This window comes from Deltaproteobacteria bacterium, from assembly GCA_020848745.1.
In the GTDB taxonomy this organism is placed as follows: Bacteria; Desulfobacterota; Binatia; order UTPRO1; family UTPRO1; genus UTPRO1.
Window position 1 is genome coordinate 1 of record JADLHM010000056.1, and the last position, 15,939, is coordinate 15,939.

13 protein-coding genes, 1 pseudogene and 1 riboswitch are annotated in these 15,939 nt (G+C 72.8%); of the genes and pseudogenes, 12 read left to right on the forward strand and 2 right to left on the reverse strand.

Going from position 1 to position 15,939, the window contains the following annotated elements; translation table 11 throughout:
• Positions 1-130: riboswitch (cobalamin riboswitch) on the forward strand. This riboswitch is flagged as partial in the annotation.
• A gap of 202 nt (positions 131-332) precedes the next feature.
• The 10 genes from IT293_07875 to IT293_07920 all read left to right on the forward strand — a co-directional run bounded on the left by IT293_07875 (position 333) and on the right by IT293_07920 (position 11,744).
• The gene (locus tag IT293_07875; GenBank protein MCC6764566.1) at positions 333-1,688 is read left to right on the forward strand and encodes a hypothetical protein; all 1,356 of its coding nucleotides are present in this window, start codon (positions 333-335) and stop codon (positions 1,686-1,688) included.
• 41 nt (positions 1,689-1,729) lie between these two features.
• The gene (locus IT293_07880; GenBank protein ID MCC6764567.1) at positions 1,730-2,659 is read left to right on the forward strand and encodes a hypothetical protein; all 930 of its coding nucleotides are present in this window, start codon (positions 1,730-1,732) and stop codon (positions 2,657-2,659) included.
• A gap of 35 nt (positions 2,660-2,694) precedes the next feature.
• Positions 2,695-4,728: a TonB-dependent receptor gene (locus IT293_07885; GenBank protein MCC6764568.1), complete on the forward strand. Its 2,034-nt coding sequence runs from the start codon at positions 2,695-2,697 to the stop codon at positions 4,726-4,728.
• The gene (locus IT293_07890; protein ID MCC6764569.1) at positions 4,721-5,869 is read left to right on the forward strand and encodes a hypothetical protein; all 1,149 of its coding nucleotides are present in this window, start codon (positions 4,721-4,723) and stop codon (positions 5,867-5,869) included. Before IT293_07885 ends, IT293_07890 begins: the two co-directional genes overlap by 8 nt.
• Before the next feature lie 26 nt (positions 5,870-5,895).
• Entirely contained in the window at positions 5,896-7,392 is a 1,497-nt protein-coding gene (locus tag IT293_07895; protein ID MCC6764570.1) for a hypothetical protein, read from the forward strand.
• On the forward strand, positions 7,389-8,045 hold the full coding sequence (locus IT293_07900) for a hypothetical protein (protein MCC6764571.1): 657 nt from the start codon (positions 7,389-7,391) through the stop codon (positions 8,043-8,045). The genes IT293_07895 and IT293_07900 overlap by 4 nt, the downstream gene beginning before the upstream one ends.
• 17 nt (positions 8,046-8,062) lie before the next feature.
• Positions 8,063-8,986, forward strand: coding sequence for an energy transducer TonB (locus IT293_07905; GenBank protein ID MCC6764572.1), 924 nt, complete (start codon positions 8,063-8,065; stop codon positions 8,984-8,986).
• A gap of 13 nt (positions 8,987-8,999) precedes the next feature.
• A complete protein-coding gene (locus IT293_07910) occupies positions 9,000-9,872 on the forward strand; it encodes an ABC transporter substrate-binding protein (protein ID MCC6764573.1) in 873 nt (290 codons plus the stop codon).
• 40 nt (positions 9,873-9,912) lie between these two features.
• Positions 9,913-10,890 (forward strand): iron ABC transporter permease, encoded by a 978-nt coding sequence (locus IT293_07915; protein ID MCC6764574.1) that lies wholly within the window; start codon positions 9,913-9,915, stop codon positions 10,888-10,890.
• 164 nt (positions 10,891-11,054) lie between these two features.
• The gene (locus IT293_07920) at positions 11,055-11,744 is read left to right on the forward strand and encodes an ABC transporter ATP-binding protein (GenBank protein ID MCC6764575.1); all 690 of its coding nucleotides are present in this window, start codon (positions 11,055-11,057) and stop codon (positions 11,742-11,744) included.
• Positions 11,745-11,766: 22 nt separating this feature from the next.
• Here IT293_07920 and IT293_07925 read toward each other — a convergent pair whose 3' ends face one another.
• Together IT293_07925 and IT293_07930 are read right to left on the reverse strand one after the other, a co-directional pair.
• A complete protein-coding gene (locus IT293_07925) occupies positions 11,767-12,297 on the reverse strand; it encodes a YceI family protein (protein ID MCC6764576.1) in 531 nt (176 codons plus the stop codon).
• A 49-nt stretch (positions 12,298-12,346) separates the two neighbouring features.
• Positions 12,347-13,120, reverse strand: coding sequence for an isoprenylcysteine carboxylmethyltransferase family protein (locus IT293_07930; protein MCC6764577.1), 774 nt, complete (start codon positions 13,118-13,120; stop codon positions 12,347-12,349).
• Between the two features lie 161 nt (positions 13,121-13,281).
• Between IT293_07930 and IT293_07935 the strand changes: the two are divergent.
• Positions 13,282-14,437 (forward strand): annotated as a pseudogene (locus IT293_07935) (AraC family transcriptional regulator).
• A 21-nt stretch (positions 14,438-14,458) separates the two neighbouring features.
• Positions 14,459-15,925 carry a DUF1800 domain-containing protein gene (locus IT293_07940; GenBank protein ID MCC6764578.1) on the forward strand — a complete coding sequence of 489 codons (1,467 nt, stop codon included), beginning with the start codon at positions 14,459-14,461 and terminating at the stop codon, positions 15,923-15,925.
• Positions 15,926-15,939: the final 14 nt, after the last annotated feature.

The window sequence follows — 15,939 nt, forward strand, 5'->3', positions numbered from 1 at the left end:
AATCCGGCGCGGCTCCCGCCACTGTGAGTCGGAACGAACGCGCACGCAGGCCACTGCCCCTTCGGGTGGGAAGGCGGCGCAAGTAGGTCGCCGACGAGCCAGGAGACCTAGCCCTCGAGGCAGCTCGTTCAACCGTCCCTCGGGAAAGTGGGGCCGGGAGCCATGACCGACGAACGAACGCACATCCACTGGACGATCGGGCACGACGCCCGCTCGTCGACCGCGCGCCGGCCCGCCGCCGCGCCCCGCGCTCCGTTCTCGGCTCCGCGTTCCGCGCCCCCGTCGCGAGGGCCCAATGCGACGTCACGGGTAGTGGCGTCGAGGAGGACCTCATGCGTCGCTTCTCCCTCGTCTTGTCCGCTCTCCTGGCCGTTGCGATCGCGCGCTCGGCGCCGGCGGCGATCGTAGCCGATCCGGCCTACGTCGTCGGTACGATTCCGCTCCCGATCGTGAACGCGGCCGACGTCGCCGTCGTCGGCGCGTCGATCGCCATCGGGCAGGGCTCGTTCGGCGCGGGTGGCCAGTCGATCATCCGACTCGACCCGAACGGGGGGGTGTTCACGATCGTCTCGAACCTGAACGCGATCGGCGCGATCGTGTACGATGCCGCGAACGATCGCCTGCTCTTCACCGACAACGCGGGCGAGCTCCCGGGCGCGACCAACGGCGACACGATCTATGCGTTGGCGGATCCGCGCTCGGTCGTGTCGCCGATCGACGCCGCCACGCTGACGCTGCTGCCGAGCGGATCGATCCCGGCGGCACAGGCCGTGCTGCCCCTCCCGGGCGGCGACGTGCTCGTCGGGGACGCCGCCGGGCCGGGTAGCGGGCGGGTGGTGCGGATCTCCTCCGGGGTGCCGAGCGACCTCGTCACCGGGCTCGACTACACCTCCGGCGTTTCGTTGAGCCTCTCGGGCGGCGAGCTCCTGATCGGCAACGTCGACGCGTTCTTCAGCGGCAACGTCATCCGCTACTCGCTCGCCGGGGTCGCCATCGCGCCGCTTGCGACCGGGCTCAGCGGATCGTACGACCAGGCGGTCGACGCGGACGGCGACCTGCTCCTGACGGGCGGATTCACCGGCGATTTCTCGAGCTCGACCGTGATCGCCATCGCGCCGAACGGCGCCGTCGACGAGATCGCGTCGGGGTTCGGCTTCTCGAGCGGCCTCACGATCGATGGGCCGAGCCGCCAAGTGATGGTCCTCGACTTCGGCACGACCCGCATCGACACCCTGACGCCGGTCGACGCGCTGACGCCGGGGGGCGGCGGCTCCAAGGAATGTCACGTCGAGACGTTCGGCGGCGCGCCGGTCCGCTCGTCGTCCGGGAAGCCCAAGAATCGCTGGGAGTGTACCGACGGAGATCCGGCGTGCGACCGCGACGGGGTTGCGAACGGCGCCTGCGTCTTCTGGGTCGGCGCGTGCCTCGCGATCGCCGACGCGCGCGCGCCCAAGTGCGCGCCGGTCGGGATCGACGCGGTCACCGTGACCAGCAAGCGTCTCGCGACCGCCGCCGCTGCGATCGCGTCGGCCGTGTCGGCGGCGCTTCCGGCCGCCGGCCCGACGTGCAGCGGCACGACGATCGTGCCGGTCACGGCCGACGGCAAGGGGCGGACGATCGTGTTCGACGCGTCCTGGGCGGGGAAGCGCCGCGACAAGGACGTGCTGTCGTTGCGGTGCCGGCCGTAAGCGCGGCCCGCCCGGCGATGATCCGGAGGAGGGCGAGAGCCATGACGACATCGATCGCCGTCTCGGCGCGGCTGCGGAGCGGAATGGTGGGAATGGCTCTCGCTCTCGCGTGCCTCGCGCCGGCGCCGGCGGCCGCCGATCCCTGCCTCGACGACGTGGTGTCCTACACCATGGGGCAGAACGGGGGCTTCAACGCGGGTGAGGGCGGCACCGAGAACCTCCTTCCCGACGTCGTGCTCGGCGCGCCGCGCGGGCTCGGGCAGAGCGCCGGTTCGCTCGACGTGGTCTCGCTCGGGAACGGTGGCGGCATCACGGTCGCCTTCACGGACAACCGCATCGTCGACGGTCCCGGCCCCGACGTCACGATCTTCGAGAACGCCTTCAACTCGCCGGGGCTCGGCATCTTCACCGAGGTGGCGGTGGTGGCGGCGAGCGCGGACGGTGTGACCTTCGTCGAGTTCCCGCACGGCGCGGGCGGACAGGATCTCTCCGGGATGGCGGGACGCACGCCGGTGTACGCCAACGTGGACACGAACGTGATCGATCCGCGCGATCCCGCGGTCTCGGGCGGCGACCAGTTCGACCTCGCGACGATCGGGCTCGCGAGCGCGCGCTGGCTCCGCATCACCGACCCGGGCGCCGCAATCGACGACGTCGGCAACCACTTCCCCACGCCGGGCGTCGGCAAGTCGGGATTCGACCTCGACGCGGCGATCGCGATCCATTCGGAAGGCACCTGTGCGGCGTGCTGCGACGCCGACGGCAACGGCAGCGTGAAGCCGAACGACGTCCTGCTGCTCCTCCGCGAGGTGTCCGAGTTGCCGAACGCGGTGAACCTCTGCGGGCCGGCGTCCTGCGGCGGCCGCTCGTGCGGGGACGCGAACGGCGATTGCCGGCTCGCCGCCGCCGACGTGTTGCTCTGCCTGCGCCTCGCGTCGGGGCTCACGGCGCCGTTTACGCTCTGCGAGTGATCGCGATCCTCCATGGACGTGCGGGTCTCGCGGCCATGCTCTCCCTCTCGGCGATGATCGCCGCGACGGCCTTCGCGGAGGACCCGCTACTCGGCACGATCGAGGTACGGAGCGCGTCCGAGGCCGCGCCCGCGCCGAGGGACGAGAGCGCCTTCGCGACGGTCGTGCCGATCGCCGACCAGCCCGCCGAGATCGACACGCTCGCCGACGTGCTCGACGAGACGGTCGGCGTGTCGGTGCGGCGCTTCGGGGGCCTCGGCGACTTCGCGACGGTCTCGATCCGCGGCAGCACGCCGGGGCAGGTCGGCGTCTTCTTCGACGGCGTCGCGCTCACGCGCGCCCGCAGCGAGACCGTGAACCTCGCCGACTTGCCGCTCGACCAGCTCGGCGCCGTCGAGGTGTACCGCGGGGTGTCGCCGCTCGCGCTCTCGGCGTCCGCGCTCGCGGGCGCGGTGAACCTCGTCTCGCGCGCCCCCGACGGCGTGCCGCGCTTCTCGCTCCTCGCGGGGGGCGGTTCGTTCGGGACGCGCAAGGCGAGCGTCGCCGGCTCGACGGTGCGCGGGCCGGTGTCGGGTTTCCTCTCCGCCACGTATCTCGGCAGCGACGGCGATTTCACGTTCGAGGACGACAACGGCACGCTCCAGAACCCCGACGACGACCGTGAGGCGAAGCGCCGCAACAATGCCTTCGATTCCGCCGAGGTGCTCGCCAAGGTGCGCTGGGCGCTCGCGTCGGGGGGCGCCGTCACCGGTCTCACGGAATTCTTCGCGAACCACCAGGGCGTGCCGGGGATCGGCGCGTTCCAGGCGGACGACGCGTCGCTCCGTGATCTCCGGAGCCTGAGCTACGTGCGCTTCGAGCGGCCCGGCCTCGCGGGGCTCCCCGTCGACCTCAGCAGCACGGGGTCCTTCGTCTTCGAGCGCGAGCGCTTCCGCGACGCCGAGGGCGAGATCGGGCTCGGCAACGTCGCGACCGACAACCGCACGTATACCGGCGCGCTCGACAACCTCCTCTCGACCCGGATCGGCCGGCATGCGCTCGAGGCGCGCGCCGACGTCGGCGGCCAGGTCTTCACGCCCGCGGACACGCTCGCCGCCGATCCGAACGGCCCCGACCAGAGTCGGATCCGCTTCGATCTCGCGGCCGGCGACACGATCGGCTTCTTCGACGACCGCCTGCTCGTGCAGCCGACGTTCCGCTGGGAGCACCTGCACGACGACTTCAGCGATCCGGGCGAGGCGTCCGGGCGGATCACGCGCGCGAGCCGGGGCGGCAGCCACGACCTGCTGACGCCGCGTCTCGGCCTGCGGTTCGACGCCGCGGATGGCGTCGCGTTCAAGGCGAACGTCGCCCGCGTCGAGCGCGCGCCGAACTTCACCGAGCTCTTCGGCAACCGCGGCTCGATCCTCGGCAACCCGAACCTCGACCCCGAGCGCGGCCTGAACGCCGACCTCGGTGTCGTGCTGACGCGCGACCGCCTCGGGTGGGCGCGGCGTCTCCGCCTCGAGGCCGTCGGCTTCGTCGCCGTCGTCGACGACCTGATCGTGCTCGTGCAGAACTCGCAACGGACGTCGATCTTCCGGAATGTCGACCGCGCGCGCACGGTCGGCTGCGAGCTCGCCGCCGGCGCCGACGTCTCCGAGCACCTGCGGCTCGGGCTCAACTACACCTACCAGGACGCGCGCGACGAGAGCGGCATCCCGGCCCGCGACGGGAACCAGCTTCCCGGCCGGCCGCGCCACGAGCTCTACCACCGCACCGAGTACCGGCGTGACGAAGGACGGCTGTTCTACGAGCTCGGCTTCGTCGCCGAGAACTTCCTCGACCAGGCGAACTTCCTGGTCGTGAACGCGCGCGCGATCCATACGGTCGGCGTCGAGGCCGACCTCGCGGCGCTCGGCCGCCGCTTTCGGAGGGGCGCGCTCGCGCGCATCCCGCTCCTCGTGACCTTCGAGGTCCGGAACTTCACCGACAACCAGGTCGAGGACGTCGCCGGTTATCCGCTGCCGGGACGCGCGTTCTTTGGGACGGTGCGCTGGGCGTGGGAAGGGCAGGGGCCGCGTGGCTGACGGGTACCGGTGCGCGTGCGCCCTCCTGCTGCTCGCGGCCGCGCTCGCGGCGTGCAGCTCGGGCGGGGTCGAAGACCGCACGCCGGGCGACACGCCGCCGCCGCTCGCGGGCACGAGCGCGTTCGTCGTGACGACCGATTTCCAGACCGGCTCCTTCGCGGTCTTCCCGGTCCTCCAGCCCGACGCCGTCGCGAAGAACGTCGAGCGCATCCACTCCGACGCGGTGGCGCGCGTCCACGACGGCCTCGTGTACGTCGTGAACCGGCTCGGCGGCGACAACATCCAGGCGATCGACCCGGCGGCGGGCTACGCGACCCGCTGGCAGTGCTCGGTCGACAACGGCGCGAACCCGCACGACATCGCCTTCGCCGCGCCCGACAAGGCCTACGTGACGCGCTACGAGCGGACGACGCTCCTGATCGTCGATCCGACCACGGGGGCCGACTGCGCCCGCTTCGCGCGCGGCACGATCGACCTCGCGGCGCTCGCCGACGGCGACGGCCTTCCCGAGATGGACCAGGCCGTCGTGATCGGGGGCACGCTCTACGTGACCCTCCAGCGCCTCGACCGCCGGAACTTCTTCCGTCCGAGCGACCGCAGCACGATCGCCGTGATCGACGTCGCGACCGACAGGCTGGTCGGCGCGATCGACCTCACCGGGACGAACCCGTTCACGGAATCGGCCGGGCTCACGCCCGATCCGGCGACGGGGAAGCTCGTGCTGAACGAGGTCGGCGAGCTCGGCCGGCTCGACGACGGCGGCGTCGAGCGCGTCGACCCGACGACCATGCGCGCCGAGGGCTTCTTCGTCACCGAGCAGGACCTCGGCGGCAACGTGACCGACGTCGTGCTGATCGACGACCACCACGCCTACGCGATCCTTCTCGACGAGACGGCGCGGAGCCGGGTCGTGCGTTTCGACCCGACGACGCGCCAGGTCATCCGGACCCTCGCGGCGGGCGACGAGTTCCTGGTCGACGTCGCGCTCGGGCCGGACCGCGCGACCCTCTACCTCACCGACCGGACCTTGAAGCGGCCCGGCGTGCGGCGCTTCGCGATCGCCGACGACGCGGAGCTGGCGCCGTCGCCGATCGACACCGGGCTCGCCCCCTTCGACGTCGTGTTCGTGACGGGACCATGAACGGGACCATGAGAAGGAGGGGAGGGATGCGAGGCACGGAAGGGCGTGGGGCGCGGCTGCGGCGCTGGGTCGGGGTGCTCGTCGTGGCCGGTGTCGTCGCTGCGCCGCTCGCGGCGGCAGCGGGAGCCGACCCCGTGCTCGCGTGCCGGCGGGCGATCGTGCGCGACGCCGCGAAGCTCGCGCGGGCGCGGCTCGCCGCGCTCCGCAAGTGCGAGGACGCGAAGCGCAAGGGGAAGCTTCCGGCGCTCACCGCCTGCCGCGACGAGCCGGCGATCGGCGCGGCGTTCGCGACTGCGACCGGGAAGCTCGCGGCGGTGGTCGCTCGCGCCTGCGGCGGCGCCGACGGACGCTGCGGCACCGCCGACGACCCGTCGCTCGCGGCGATCGCGTGGCCGGGCGCGTGCCCGGAGCTCGAGGGCAGCGGCTGCACGGCGGCGCTCGCGGGCTGCGGCGACGTCCCGGCTTGCGTCGCCTGCCTCGCCGACGCCGCGATCGGCCGCGGCGTCGCGCTCGCATACGCGCCGTTCGCCGCCGCCGACGCGAAGACGCAGAAGGCGGTCGTGCGCTGTCAGAAGGCGGTGGCCGGCGCCGCGACGGCGCTCGCGGCCGCCCGGCTCGCGGCCGGCGCGCGTTGCCTCGACGGCCGCCTCGCCGGCACGCATTCGGCGCCGTGCCCGCTTCCGGGCAACGGCAAGGCGGCGGCGAAGCTCGCGAAGGCGCGGGCCAAGGCGGAGGCCGCCGTCTGCAAGGCGTGCGGCGGCGTCGACAAGCGCTGCGGCGGCGGCGACGATCTCGCGCGTGAGCTCGTCGGCACCGCGCCCGCGTGTCCGGAGGTCGGTCTCTGCGACACCGCGATCGCGAGCTTCGTCGACGTGGTCGCGTGCTTCGACTGCAGCGCGGCAGCCCGCATCGATTGCGCGCTCGCGGGCGCTGCGCCGGGCGTCGCCGACTATCCGGCGGCGTGCGCCGCCGTGCCGCCGACGCCGACGCCCACCTCGACCCCGACCCCGACCGCCACGCCGAGCGCCTCGCCGACCTTCACGCCGTCGCCGACTCCGACCGCGACGCCGGTCTTCTGCCCGCGCGACGCGGCGCGCGTCTCGCGGGTGACGATCGGGCTCGTGACCGGCGGCCCGCTGCTCGGGGCCGCGAGCGCCGTGCTCGACTACGATCCCGAACGGGTGCGGCTCGACGGCGCCGGCGACGATCCCGCCGTGCGTGCCGCCGTGACCGATCTCACCGGCGGCGCGCTGCTCGGCAGGGGCGCCCCCAACAACCAGGACCACGACGGCGACCTGGCGCCCGATCGGCTGCGCTTCACGCTGGTCGCCGCGAGCGGGGTCGCGGGCGACGTGCTGCGCGTGGCGTTCGCGCTCTGCGCGGACGCGCCGCTGCCGGCGATCGGCGACTACGCGTGCACGCTCGTTCCGGGAAGCGCGATTGCCGCGGACGCGGTGACGCCGCTGCCGAACGCCGCCTGCGTGATCGCCGTCGAGAACGTGACCCCAGGAGGAGATCCATGACGACGATGCGGACGGCGATTGCCATGACGATGCTGGTGCTCGGCGCGACGGCGGCGTCCGCCGCCGACCTCTGCGGCGACGCCGACGGCAGCGGCGCGATCAGCGTGACCGACGGTGTGCAAACGCTGCGTGCCGCGGCCGGCCTCGGCAGCAGCTGCACGCCCGGGCGCTGCGATCTCGACGGCAGCGGCAGCGTTTCGGTGAGCGACGGGGTGAACGTGCTGCGTGCCGCCGCGGGCCTCACGGTGAAGCTCGCGTGCCCGGGCGGAGTGCCGGCCTGCGCGAGCGCCGACGTCACGGTGACGCTCGTGACCCCGGCGCCGATCGGCGCCGCGACGCTCGATCTGGCGTATGCCGCGGAGGCGGTCGTCCTGCCCGGGAGCGGCGACGCCGCGGCCGAGCGGGTGACGATCCTGACGGCGGCGTCGCTCCTCGCGAACGGGGCGCCGAACGACCTCGACGACCGGCTGCGCTTCACGCTCGTTGCCGGGGACGGGCTCGAGGGCGGCGCGCTCCTGCGAGTGCGCTTCGATTGTCTCGGCCCGGCGCCGAGCGCGGGTGCGTTCGCGTGCACGCTCGCCGACGTCACCGGCACTGACGGCCTCACGGAGATCGACGGTGCGACCTGCGGCGTCGCGGTCGCGACCGAATAGATAGATAGGGAGGCGCATTGGCGGCGACGGCGGACGGCTGGAGCGAGCGGATCGGAGACGACGGTCGGCGCACGCGCGTGCTCGTCGCCTTCGCGCTCTCACTCGCGTGCCACGCGCTCGTGCTCGCGCTCGCGCGCGGCTGGCGCGCTGCCGATCCGGCGCCGGCGCGCCTGCTCGTGGTGACGGTGATGGGGCGCGGCGGCGGTGCGTCGGATCCCGGTGCGGCAGGTGCCGTGGGAGGAGCTGCCGTCGCGGACGCCGCGAGTCCGGTCGCGCCGGCAGCGCCGGGCGCGGTCGCGGCGGCGCCGCCGGCGGCCGTTGCCGAGCGCCCGCGTCCGGCGCTGCCTCGCCGGGCCGCGCGCGTCGCGGCGCGGCCGCCGCCCCGGATCGCCGAGCGTCGCCCGGCCGCCGGCGCCGACGCGCCTCCCGGCGTGATCGACGTGAGCTCCGCCACGACCGGCGCACCGCCCGCGGCAAGGGAGGCAGCGCCTTCCGCCGCCGATGCGGCTCTCGTCGCGACCGGTCTCGCGGCGGCCGCGCTGGGGCCGGGAGCCGCGCGCGGCGACGACCCGGCGGCGCCGGGCGGCGCGGGCGCGGCCGGCGGCGGTTCGGATCGCGGTTCGGGTCACGGTGCGGGTGGCGGGGAGGGCGAAAGGGGCGACGGCCTCCGTGCCTTCTGCGCCAGTTGTCCCATTCCCGACTATCCACCGCGCGCGCGGCGGCAGGGCTGGCAGGGCACCGTCGACGTGGCGCTCGCGATCGGCGGCGACGGCAGCGTCACCGAGGCGCGCGTCGGCCGCTCCTCGGGGTATCCCGCGCTCGACGAGGTCGCGCTCGGCGTCGCGCGCCGCAGCCGTTTCCGCGTGCCGGGGGGCGGCCGGGAGCTCCGCGGCCAGCTCCGCTACCGCTTCGTGCTCGACGCCAGCGCGGCGCGGCGGTAGGACCGGCGCGCCCATGACCCCGCATCGCCTCGCGGCGGCCGCCGCGCTCGTGGTGTCGCTCGCGACGCGCGCAGCGGCCGTCGATCCGGCCCCGGGCGCGCCGCGTCCGTCGTCCGCCCCGCCGCCCGCGCGCATCGTCTCGCTCGCTCCCTCGGTGACCGAGACGCTCTTCGCGCTTGGCGTCGGCGCGCGGCTCGTCGCGGTGTCGGATCATTGCGACTACCCGCCCGAGGCGGCGGCGCTGCCGCGCGTCGGCACGTTCAACGCGCCGAGCGTCGAAGCGGTGATCGCGGCGCGGCCGGATGTCGTGATCGGTCTCCCGAGCCCCGGCAACCACGAGAACGTGCTCACGATGGAGCGGCTCGGCGTGCGGGTCGAACTCGTCGATCCCGAGCGTCTCGCGGACCTTCCCGCCGTCACGCGCAGGATCGCCGCCGTCGCCGGCGTCCCGGAGGCGGGCGAGCGCCTCGTCGCCGCCATGCAGCGCGACATGGACGCCGTCCGCCGCAAGATCGCCGGCGCCCCGACGCCGCGGACGCTCATGCTGGTCGGGCGGGAGCCGCTGATCGCGGTCGGTCCCGAGAGCTTCCTCGGCGAGATGCTGGTCGCGGCGGGCGCCGTGAACGTCGCGCCCGCGCAGGGCGCGTGGCCACGCCTCAACCTCGAGGTCGTGATCGCCGCGGACCCGGAGGTGATCGTCGATTGCAGCATGGGGACGGAGGCTTCGACCGCCGCGCTCGCCTTCTGGGAACGCTTTCCGTCGCTTGCCGCCGTGCGGAACGGGCGCGTGCACCCGTTCCGCTCCTTCGAGGCGCTGCGACCGGGTCCGCGCCTCGCGCTCGCACTCGCGGAGCTCGCGCGCGTGCTCCATCCCGACCGGTTCTGACGTGTCGGTTCCGCATCTCACCTGGGCGCGGCTCGCGCGCGTGAACGGACTCCTGCTGGCGCTCCTCGTCGCGAGCCTCGTCGTGGCGGTGACGCTCGGCCCCGTCGCGCTCTCGTGGAGCCGCGTGTTCGCCGCCGGCGGTGGTCCGAACCCCGACGCGGTGATCCTCTTCCGGACGCGCCTCCCGCGCGTGCTGCTCGCGGCGATCGTCGGCGGCGCGCTCGGGATCTCGGGCGCGGCGCTCCAGGCGCTGCTGCGCAATCCGCTCGCCGAGCCGCATCTGGTCGGCATCTCGAGCGGCGCCGCGCTCGCGGCGGCGCTCGCGCTCGTGACGATGCCGGTCGTGCTCGGGCAGGCGATCGTCGCGCCGGTTGCGGCCTTCGCCGGCGCGCTCGTGAGCATCTGGATCGTCGTGCGGCTCGCGTTCGTCGGCGCGCGCGTCGAGCCGACGACGCTGCTCCTCATCGGCGTCATCTACAACGCCTTTACCGGCGCCCTCCTGATGTTCCTGAACAGCATCGCCGACCTCTACCAGGTCCACGGCGTGCTCTTCTGGCTGATGGGACACCTCGGGGCGCGCGATTACCCGACGCTGGCGGCGCTCGCGCTCTACAGTCTCGCCGGCCTCGGCTTGCTGCTCCGGCACGCCCGCGACCTCGACTGTCTGAGCCTCGGCGACGAGCGGGCCGCCGAGCTCGGCGTCGACGTCGAGCGCGCGCGCCGCATGGTGTTCGTCGCGGCGGCGCTCCTGGTCGGCGCCGTCGTGTCGGTGAGCGGCCTCATCGGCTTCGTCGGGCTCGTCGTGCCGCATCTCGTGCGGCTCGTGTTCGGCGCCGACCATCGCCTGTTGCTGCCGGCGTCGTATCTCGCCGGCGCGATCTTCCTCGTGTGGGCGGACACCGTGGCGCGGACGGTGCTCGGCGTCACCGAGATCCCGGTCGGCGTGGTGACCGCGCTCTGCGGGGCTCCGGTGTTCGCGTATCTGCTGCGCCGCGAGCGCACGCTGGTGGGGTGGTGAGCACCGCGCCGCCGGTCGCGCCGGAGGGGGGCGCCGCCGGGTCCCGCGTGCCCGCGCGGAGGGGAGCGTCCGACGTGCCCGCGCTCGCCGTCGAGCACGTCGCGTTCGCGTACGGCGCGCGCCCGGTGCTCCGCGACGTCGGCCTCGTGGTCGCGCGCGGTGCCATGGTGGCGCTCGCCGGGCCGAACGGCTCGGGGAAGTCGACGCTCCTGGCGCTCCTCGCCGGGACGCGCCGCGCCGCCGCCGGCACGATCACCATCGCCGGCCGCCCGATCGGCGAGTGGGAGCGACGCGCGCTCGCGCGCACGGTCGCCGTCGTGCCGCAGGAGACGAGCGTGACGTTCCCGTACAGCGTCGCCGAGATGGTGCTCATGGGACGCGCCCCGCACCGGCCGCCGCTCGGCCTCGAGGGCGCGCGCGACGTCGCGATCGCGGAGCGCGTGATGGGCGAGACCGGCATCTTCCACCTCGCCGGCCGCCGCATGACCGAGCTCTCGGGTGGCGAGCGGCAGCGGGTGGTCGTCGCGCGCGCGCTCGCGCAGGAGCCCGAGATCCTCCTCCTCGACGAGCCGACGACGCACCTCGACGTGCGCCACGCGATCGAGATCCTCGACCTGGTGGCCGCCGTGAACCGCACACGCGGCGTGACCGTGGTCGCCGTCCTGCACGACCTCACGAGCGCCGCGCTCTACTTCGAGCGAATCGCGTTCCTGCGCGACGGCGCGCTCGTCGCCGACGGCGCCCCCGCCGCGATCGTCACCGCCACGACCATCGCCCGCGTCTTCGACGCCGACGTGCGGGTCGACGTCGACGCCGAGGGCATCCCGGCGATCCGTCCGCGCCGCCGGTCGTGACCGGCGCCACGGCGCCGGCGCGTCATCCCGGGATCGGGAGGGGAATCGTCACCCGCACCACGACGTCGGCTCGGACGCGTAGCGTCCCGAGCATCGCGCTGTACGGCCGGATGCCGAAATCCGGCTGATGGAGGCGGGCCTCGGCGACCCAGCTGGGGCTCTCGCGGTGCGCCATCACGGTGACGTCGCGGGTGTGGCCGTGGAGATCGAGCCGGCCGCGGACCGCCAGCACGTCGCCGCGCCCCGTCGCCGCTTCCGACACGAAGCGGATCTCGGGGTAGCGGCTCGCGTCGAGCACGTCGCGGACGATGGTGCCCTCGATCGTCCGCTGGTCGCTCGCGGAGAGCTCACGCGGGTCGACGACCCCGTCCCGCACCGCGCCGACCACCCGCAGCGACGTCGCGTCGAAGCGGGCCTCGACCCGCCACGCCGTCTCGTCGATCGTGATCGTGAAGGCCGTGACGCGGATCTCGAGGTCGTGCGCCACCGCCGAGAGCAGGCCCTCCTTGTACGTGAGGACCCGGCACTCGGCGGTGGTCGCGTCGACGCGCATGCTGCGACGCCGACCATGGCGCTTCTCGCGGCGGAGGGATAGTCCCGGATCACTTCACGACGACCCGGCGCGATGCCGGGACCGGCGGGGTTTTCGCCCCGAGCCGCGGGACCAGCATCGGGACGCGGCGGCGGTACTCGGCGTACGGAGCGCCGTGCAGATCTTCGAGGTCGCGTTCCTCGAAGCGGATCGCGATCAGGATGTAGGCGGTCGTCGCCGCCGCGAAGAAGAGGTGAGCGGCGGTCATCGTCGGCGTCGCCCAGAAGGCGAGGAGCCACCCGACGTAGAGAGGATGGCGAACGTGGCGGTAGGGGCCGGGCGTCGCGAAGCGCAGGTGCGTGTAGGCGCGGCCGTTCAGGAAGAGCCAGACCTGACGCAGACCGAAGAGGTCGAAGTGGTTGATGAGGAAGGTCGTCGCGAGGACGGTCGCCCAGCCGGTCGCGAATACCACCTCCATCGCCGTGCGGGCCGCCGGGCTCTCGAGCGCCCACACCGTGCCGCCGATCGGCCGCCATTGCCAGAAGAGGAGGAGCAGGGCGACGCTCGACGCGAGGACGTAGAGGCTCCGTTCGGCGGCGCTCGGGACGACGCGCGTGACGAGCACCTTGAACCGTGGCCGCGCCATGACGCTGTGCTGGAGTGCGAAGATCGCCAGCAGGAGGCCGTCGACGACGAGCGCCGCCACGACGCCGTCCGTCGCCGGTCCGTCGAGCACGGTCGGGACGCCGAAGCCGCCGACGAAGCCGATCGCGTAGAGGAAGCTCACCAGGAAGAGCGCGTAGGAGACGCACCCGAAGAGGAAGACTACCCATCGCTTGATCATGAGATGCTCCTTTCAGTGGTTGTCATGCCAACCGAGGATTCCGGCGGCGCGCGGTACCGACAAGGCGCCGCCGCGCCGGATCTCTTGTCCGAGCGGCCGGAACTTGTCCGTGACGCCGACCTGCTTGCTCGAGCGTCGCCGGAGTGGTGGAACGGAGCCGGATGGACGTCGTCGCCGACGTGTTGCGGGCGGTCCGCCTCTCGGGGCTCGTCATCTTCCACACCGAGCTCACCGCGCCGTGGGGGCTCGCCGTCCCGCCGGCTGCCGTGCTCGCCGGGCTCTTCGGCCTCGGGACGCGGCGGTTGATCCCGTTCCACGCCGTCGCGAAGGGGCGCTGCGTGTCGGTGCTCGACGGCGTCGAGGCGCTCGGCGAGGGCGACGTCGTCATGTACCCGCACGGCGACGCCCACGTGCTCGCGAGCGACGCGGCGGTCGTGCCGACGCCGGTCGGCGGCCTGCTCCCGCCGCTCAAGCCCGAGCAGCTCGCCGTCGTCCGCTACGGCGGTGGCGGCGCGCTCACCCGCCTCGTCTGCGGCTTCGCCCATTGCGACGAGGCCGTCTTCAACCCGCTGGCGGCCTGCCTCCCGAGGGTGCTCTGCGGTCGCGGGAACGGCGGCGCCGGCGCCACGGCGCTGCACGGCTTGCTGCAGCTCGCGCTCTCCGAGGCCGCGACGCCGCGTGCCGGCACCACGACGCTCCTCACGCGCCTCACCGAACTCATGTTCGTCGAGGTGCTGCGGACGCACATAGAGGCACTACCCGCCGAACAGACCGGGTGGTTCGCGGGCCTCCGCGATCCCCTCGTTGGCCGCGCCCTGCAACACCTGCACGCCGAGCCCGCGCGCGACTGGAGCGTCGACGAGCTCGGCCGCACCGTCGGCCTGTCGCGCTCGGCGCTCGTCGACCGCTTCAACGCGCTCGTCGGCCAACCGCCGATGACCTACCTCACCCACTGGCGCATCCAGCTCGCGACCCAGCTGCTCCGCGACTCGCACGCGAGCGTCGCGACCATCGCGGAGCAGGTCGGCTACGCGAGCGAGGCCGCGTTCAATCGCGCCTTCCGCCGCGTCGTGGGGAAGCCGCCCGCGGCGTGGCGGCGCGCGGCGGCGCTCGGGTAAACGCCGCGGACCCGCGGCAAGGCGGACAGGATTTCCGCGCTCGGCGCCGAGTTCCGACTTGAAAGGAGATATTGTCAAAAGGTGTGGATCGTGTGAGGGGGGACTTGAGGGGAAATCGGAGCACCCCGGATTCCGTTGCTTGCATCGACGCGGCGGTGTGAGGCACGTTGAGTCTCGGTTCCCGCCCTCAGTGTCGTAACCACACGGGACAGCCGATCGGATGCCCGACAGCACACTCCTCACCGCCGCCCAGGCTCGCCATTTGCTGCGCCACACCGGATTCGGCGCACGTGTCGATGAGGTCGCGACCTTCGCATCGCTGACGCGGGGCGCCGCCGCCGACCGGCTTCTGGCGTTCAAGCCGCAGGGGTTCAAGCCCGGTGGTGTCGAGCCCGATATCATCCACAACAAGTGGATCAGCTTCATGGTGAGGACCAAGCAGCCGCTGCAGGAGAAGCTCGTGCTCTTCTGGCACGATCACTTCGCGACCGCCTTTTCCAAGGTGCAGGACGCGCGGCTCATGACCAAGCAGAACCAGCTGCTGCGCCGCAACTGCAAGGGCAACTTCCGCGATCTCGTGAAGGCTATCAACAAGGACCCCGCGATGATGCGGTTTCTCGATACGACGCGAAACCAGAAGGAGAGCCCGAACGAGAACTACGCCCGCGAGCTATTGGAGCTCTTCACGCTCGGTCCCAAGGACAACGCGGGCAACGACAACTACGCCCAAGCGGACATCGTCCAGATCGCTCGTGCCTTCACTGGCTGGGAGTTCGACGCTGGCAAGGACGCCGCGCTCGCCACGTCGTTGCACGATTTCACGGCCGCGTTCCCCGCTCGCGGAGCGAAAGTGATCTTCGCGTCTACCGGAGGCTTTCTCCCACCAGGCAGCGGGCGCTCGTTCACGGTCGGCGGGGAAGGCGCGAACGAGATCGACGAGGTGATCGACATCGTTCTTCAGCACACCGACAGCGACGGCAAGAACACTGTGGCGCGTCGGATCGCGCGCCGGCTGATCGAGTATTTCGCCCACCCGAGCCCGGATCTGTCCTTCGTAGACGATGTCGTGGGGACGGGGCCGAGTGCCTTCGATGCGACGTGGGACATCGCCGCGCTCCTACGACGGCTATTCGTTCACGACGCGTTCTACGACACAGCGGAACCTCTCGGCCCGACCAGCAAGCGGTCGGTCAAGTGGCCCGTCGACTACGTCGTCGGCACGCTCCGCGTGCTGCGCATGCGGCTGAAGGGCACCCAGCAGTTCGTCGACGGCGGGAGCTACGAACCGATCATGAATCAGCTCGCCAACATGGGACAGGTGCTCTTCAATCCCCCGAGCGTCTTCGGCTGGGACTGGGAAATGAATTGGATTAGCAGCTCGACGCTCCTTGCTCGCTACGCCTTTGCCCGTGACCTCACGGCCGCGCGCGGCGGCGGCGCCAAGGGGTTCCACCCCGAGTACTTCGTCGACTCAGCCCTGACGGACGCAGCCGCCATCGTCGACGCGGTGACCCATGTCCTCGGGATCACGGACGAGCTGACGTCACCCGAGCGCGACACCCTGGTGGCCTACCTGACCAAGGACGGCACTCTCACCCCTGATCTCACCAACTACGACTACCGCGACGAGAAGCTCAGGGGACTCTTCGCGCTCGCCCTGCAGTTGCCGGCGTACCAGCTGCACTAGGACGAGGAGCCCGG

Coding starts and splice junctions, on each gene's coding strand:
- IT293_07925 (MCC6764576.1), bottom strand. CDS start 12,297: ATGCGCGTCGACGCGACCACCGCCGAGTGCCGGGTCCTCACGTACAAG.
- IT293_07920 (MCC6764575.1), top strand. CDS start 11,055: ATGGTGGCGCTCGCCGGGCCGAACGGCTCGGGGAAGTCGACGCTCCTG.
- IT293_07900 (MCC6764571.1), top strand. CDS start 7,389: ATGACGACGATGCGGACGGCGATTGCCATGACGATGCTGGTGCTCGGC.
- IT293_07940 (MCC6764578.1), top strand. CDS start 14,459: ATGCCCGACAGCACACTCCTCACCGCCGCCCAGGCTCGCCATTTGCTG.
- IT293_07910 (MCC6764573.1), top strand. CDS start 9,000: ATGACCCCGCATCGCCTCGCGGCGGCCGCCGCGCTCGTGGTGTCGCTC.
- IT293_07880 (MCC6764567.1), top strand. CDS start 1,730: ATGACGACATCGATCGCCGTCTCGGCGCGGCTGCGGAGCGGAATGGTG.
- IT293_07885 (MCC6764568.1), top strand. CDS start 2,695: ATGCTCTCCCTCTCGGCGATGATCGCCGCGACGGCCTTCGCGGAGGAC.
- IT293_07930 (MCC6764577.1), bottom strand. CDS start 13,120: ATGATCAAGCGATGGGTAGTCTTCCTCTTCGGGTGCGTCTCCTACGCG.
- IT293_07895 (MCC6764570.1), top strand. CDS start 5,896: ATGCGAGGCACGGAAGGGCGTGGGGCGCGGCTGCGGCGCTGGGTCGGG.
- IT293_07875 (MCC6764566.1), top strand. CDS start 333: ATGCGTCGCTTCTCCCTCGTCTTGTCCGCTCTCCTGGCCGTTGCGATC.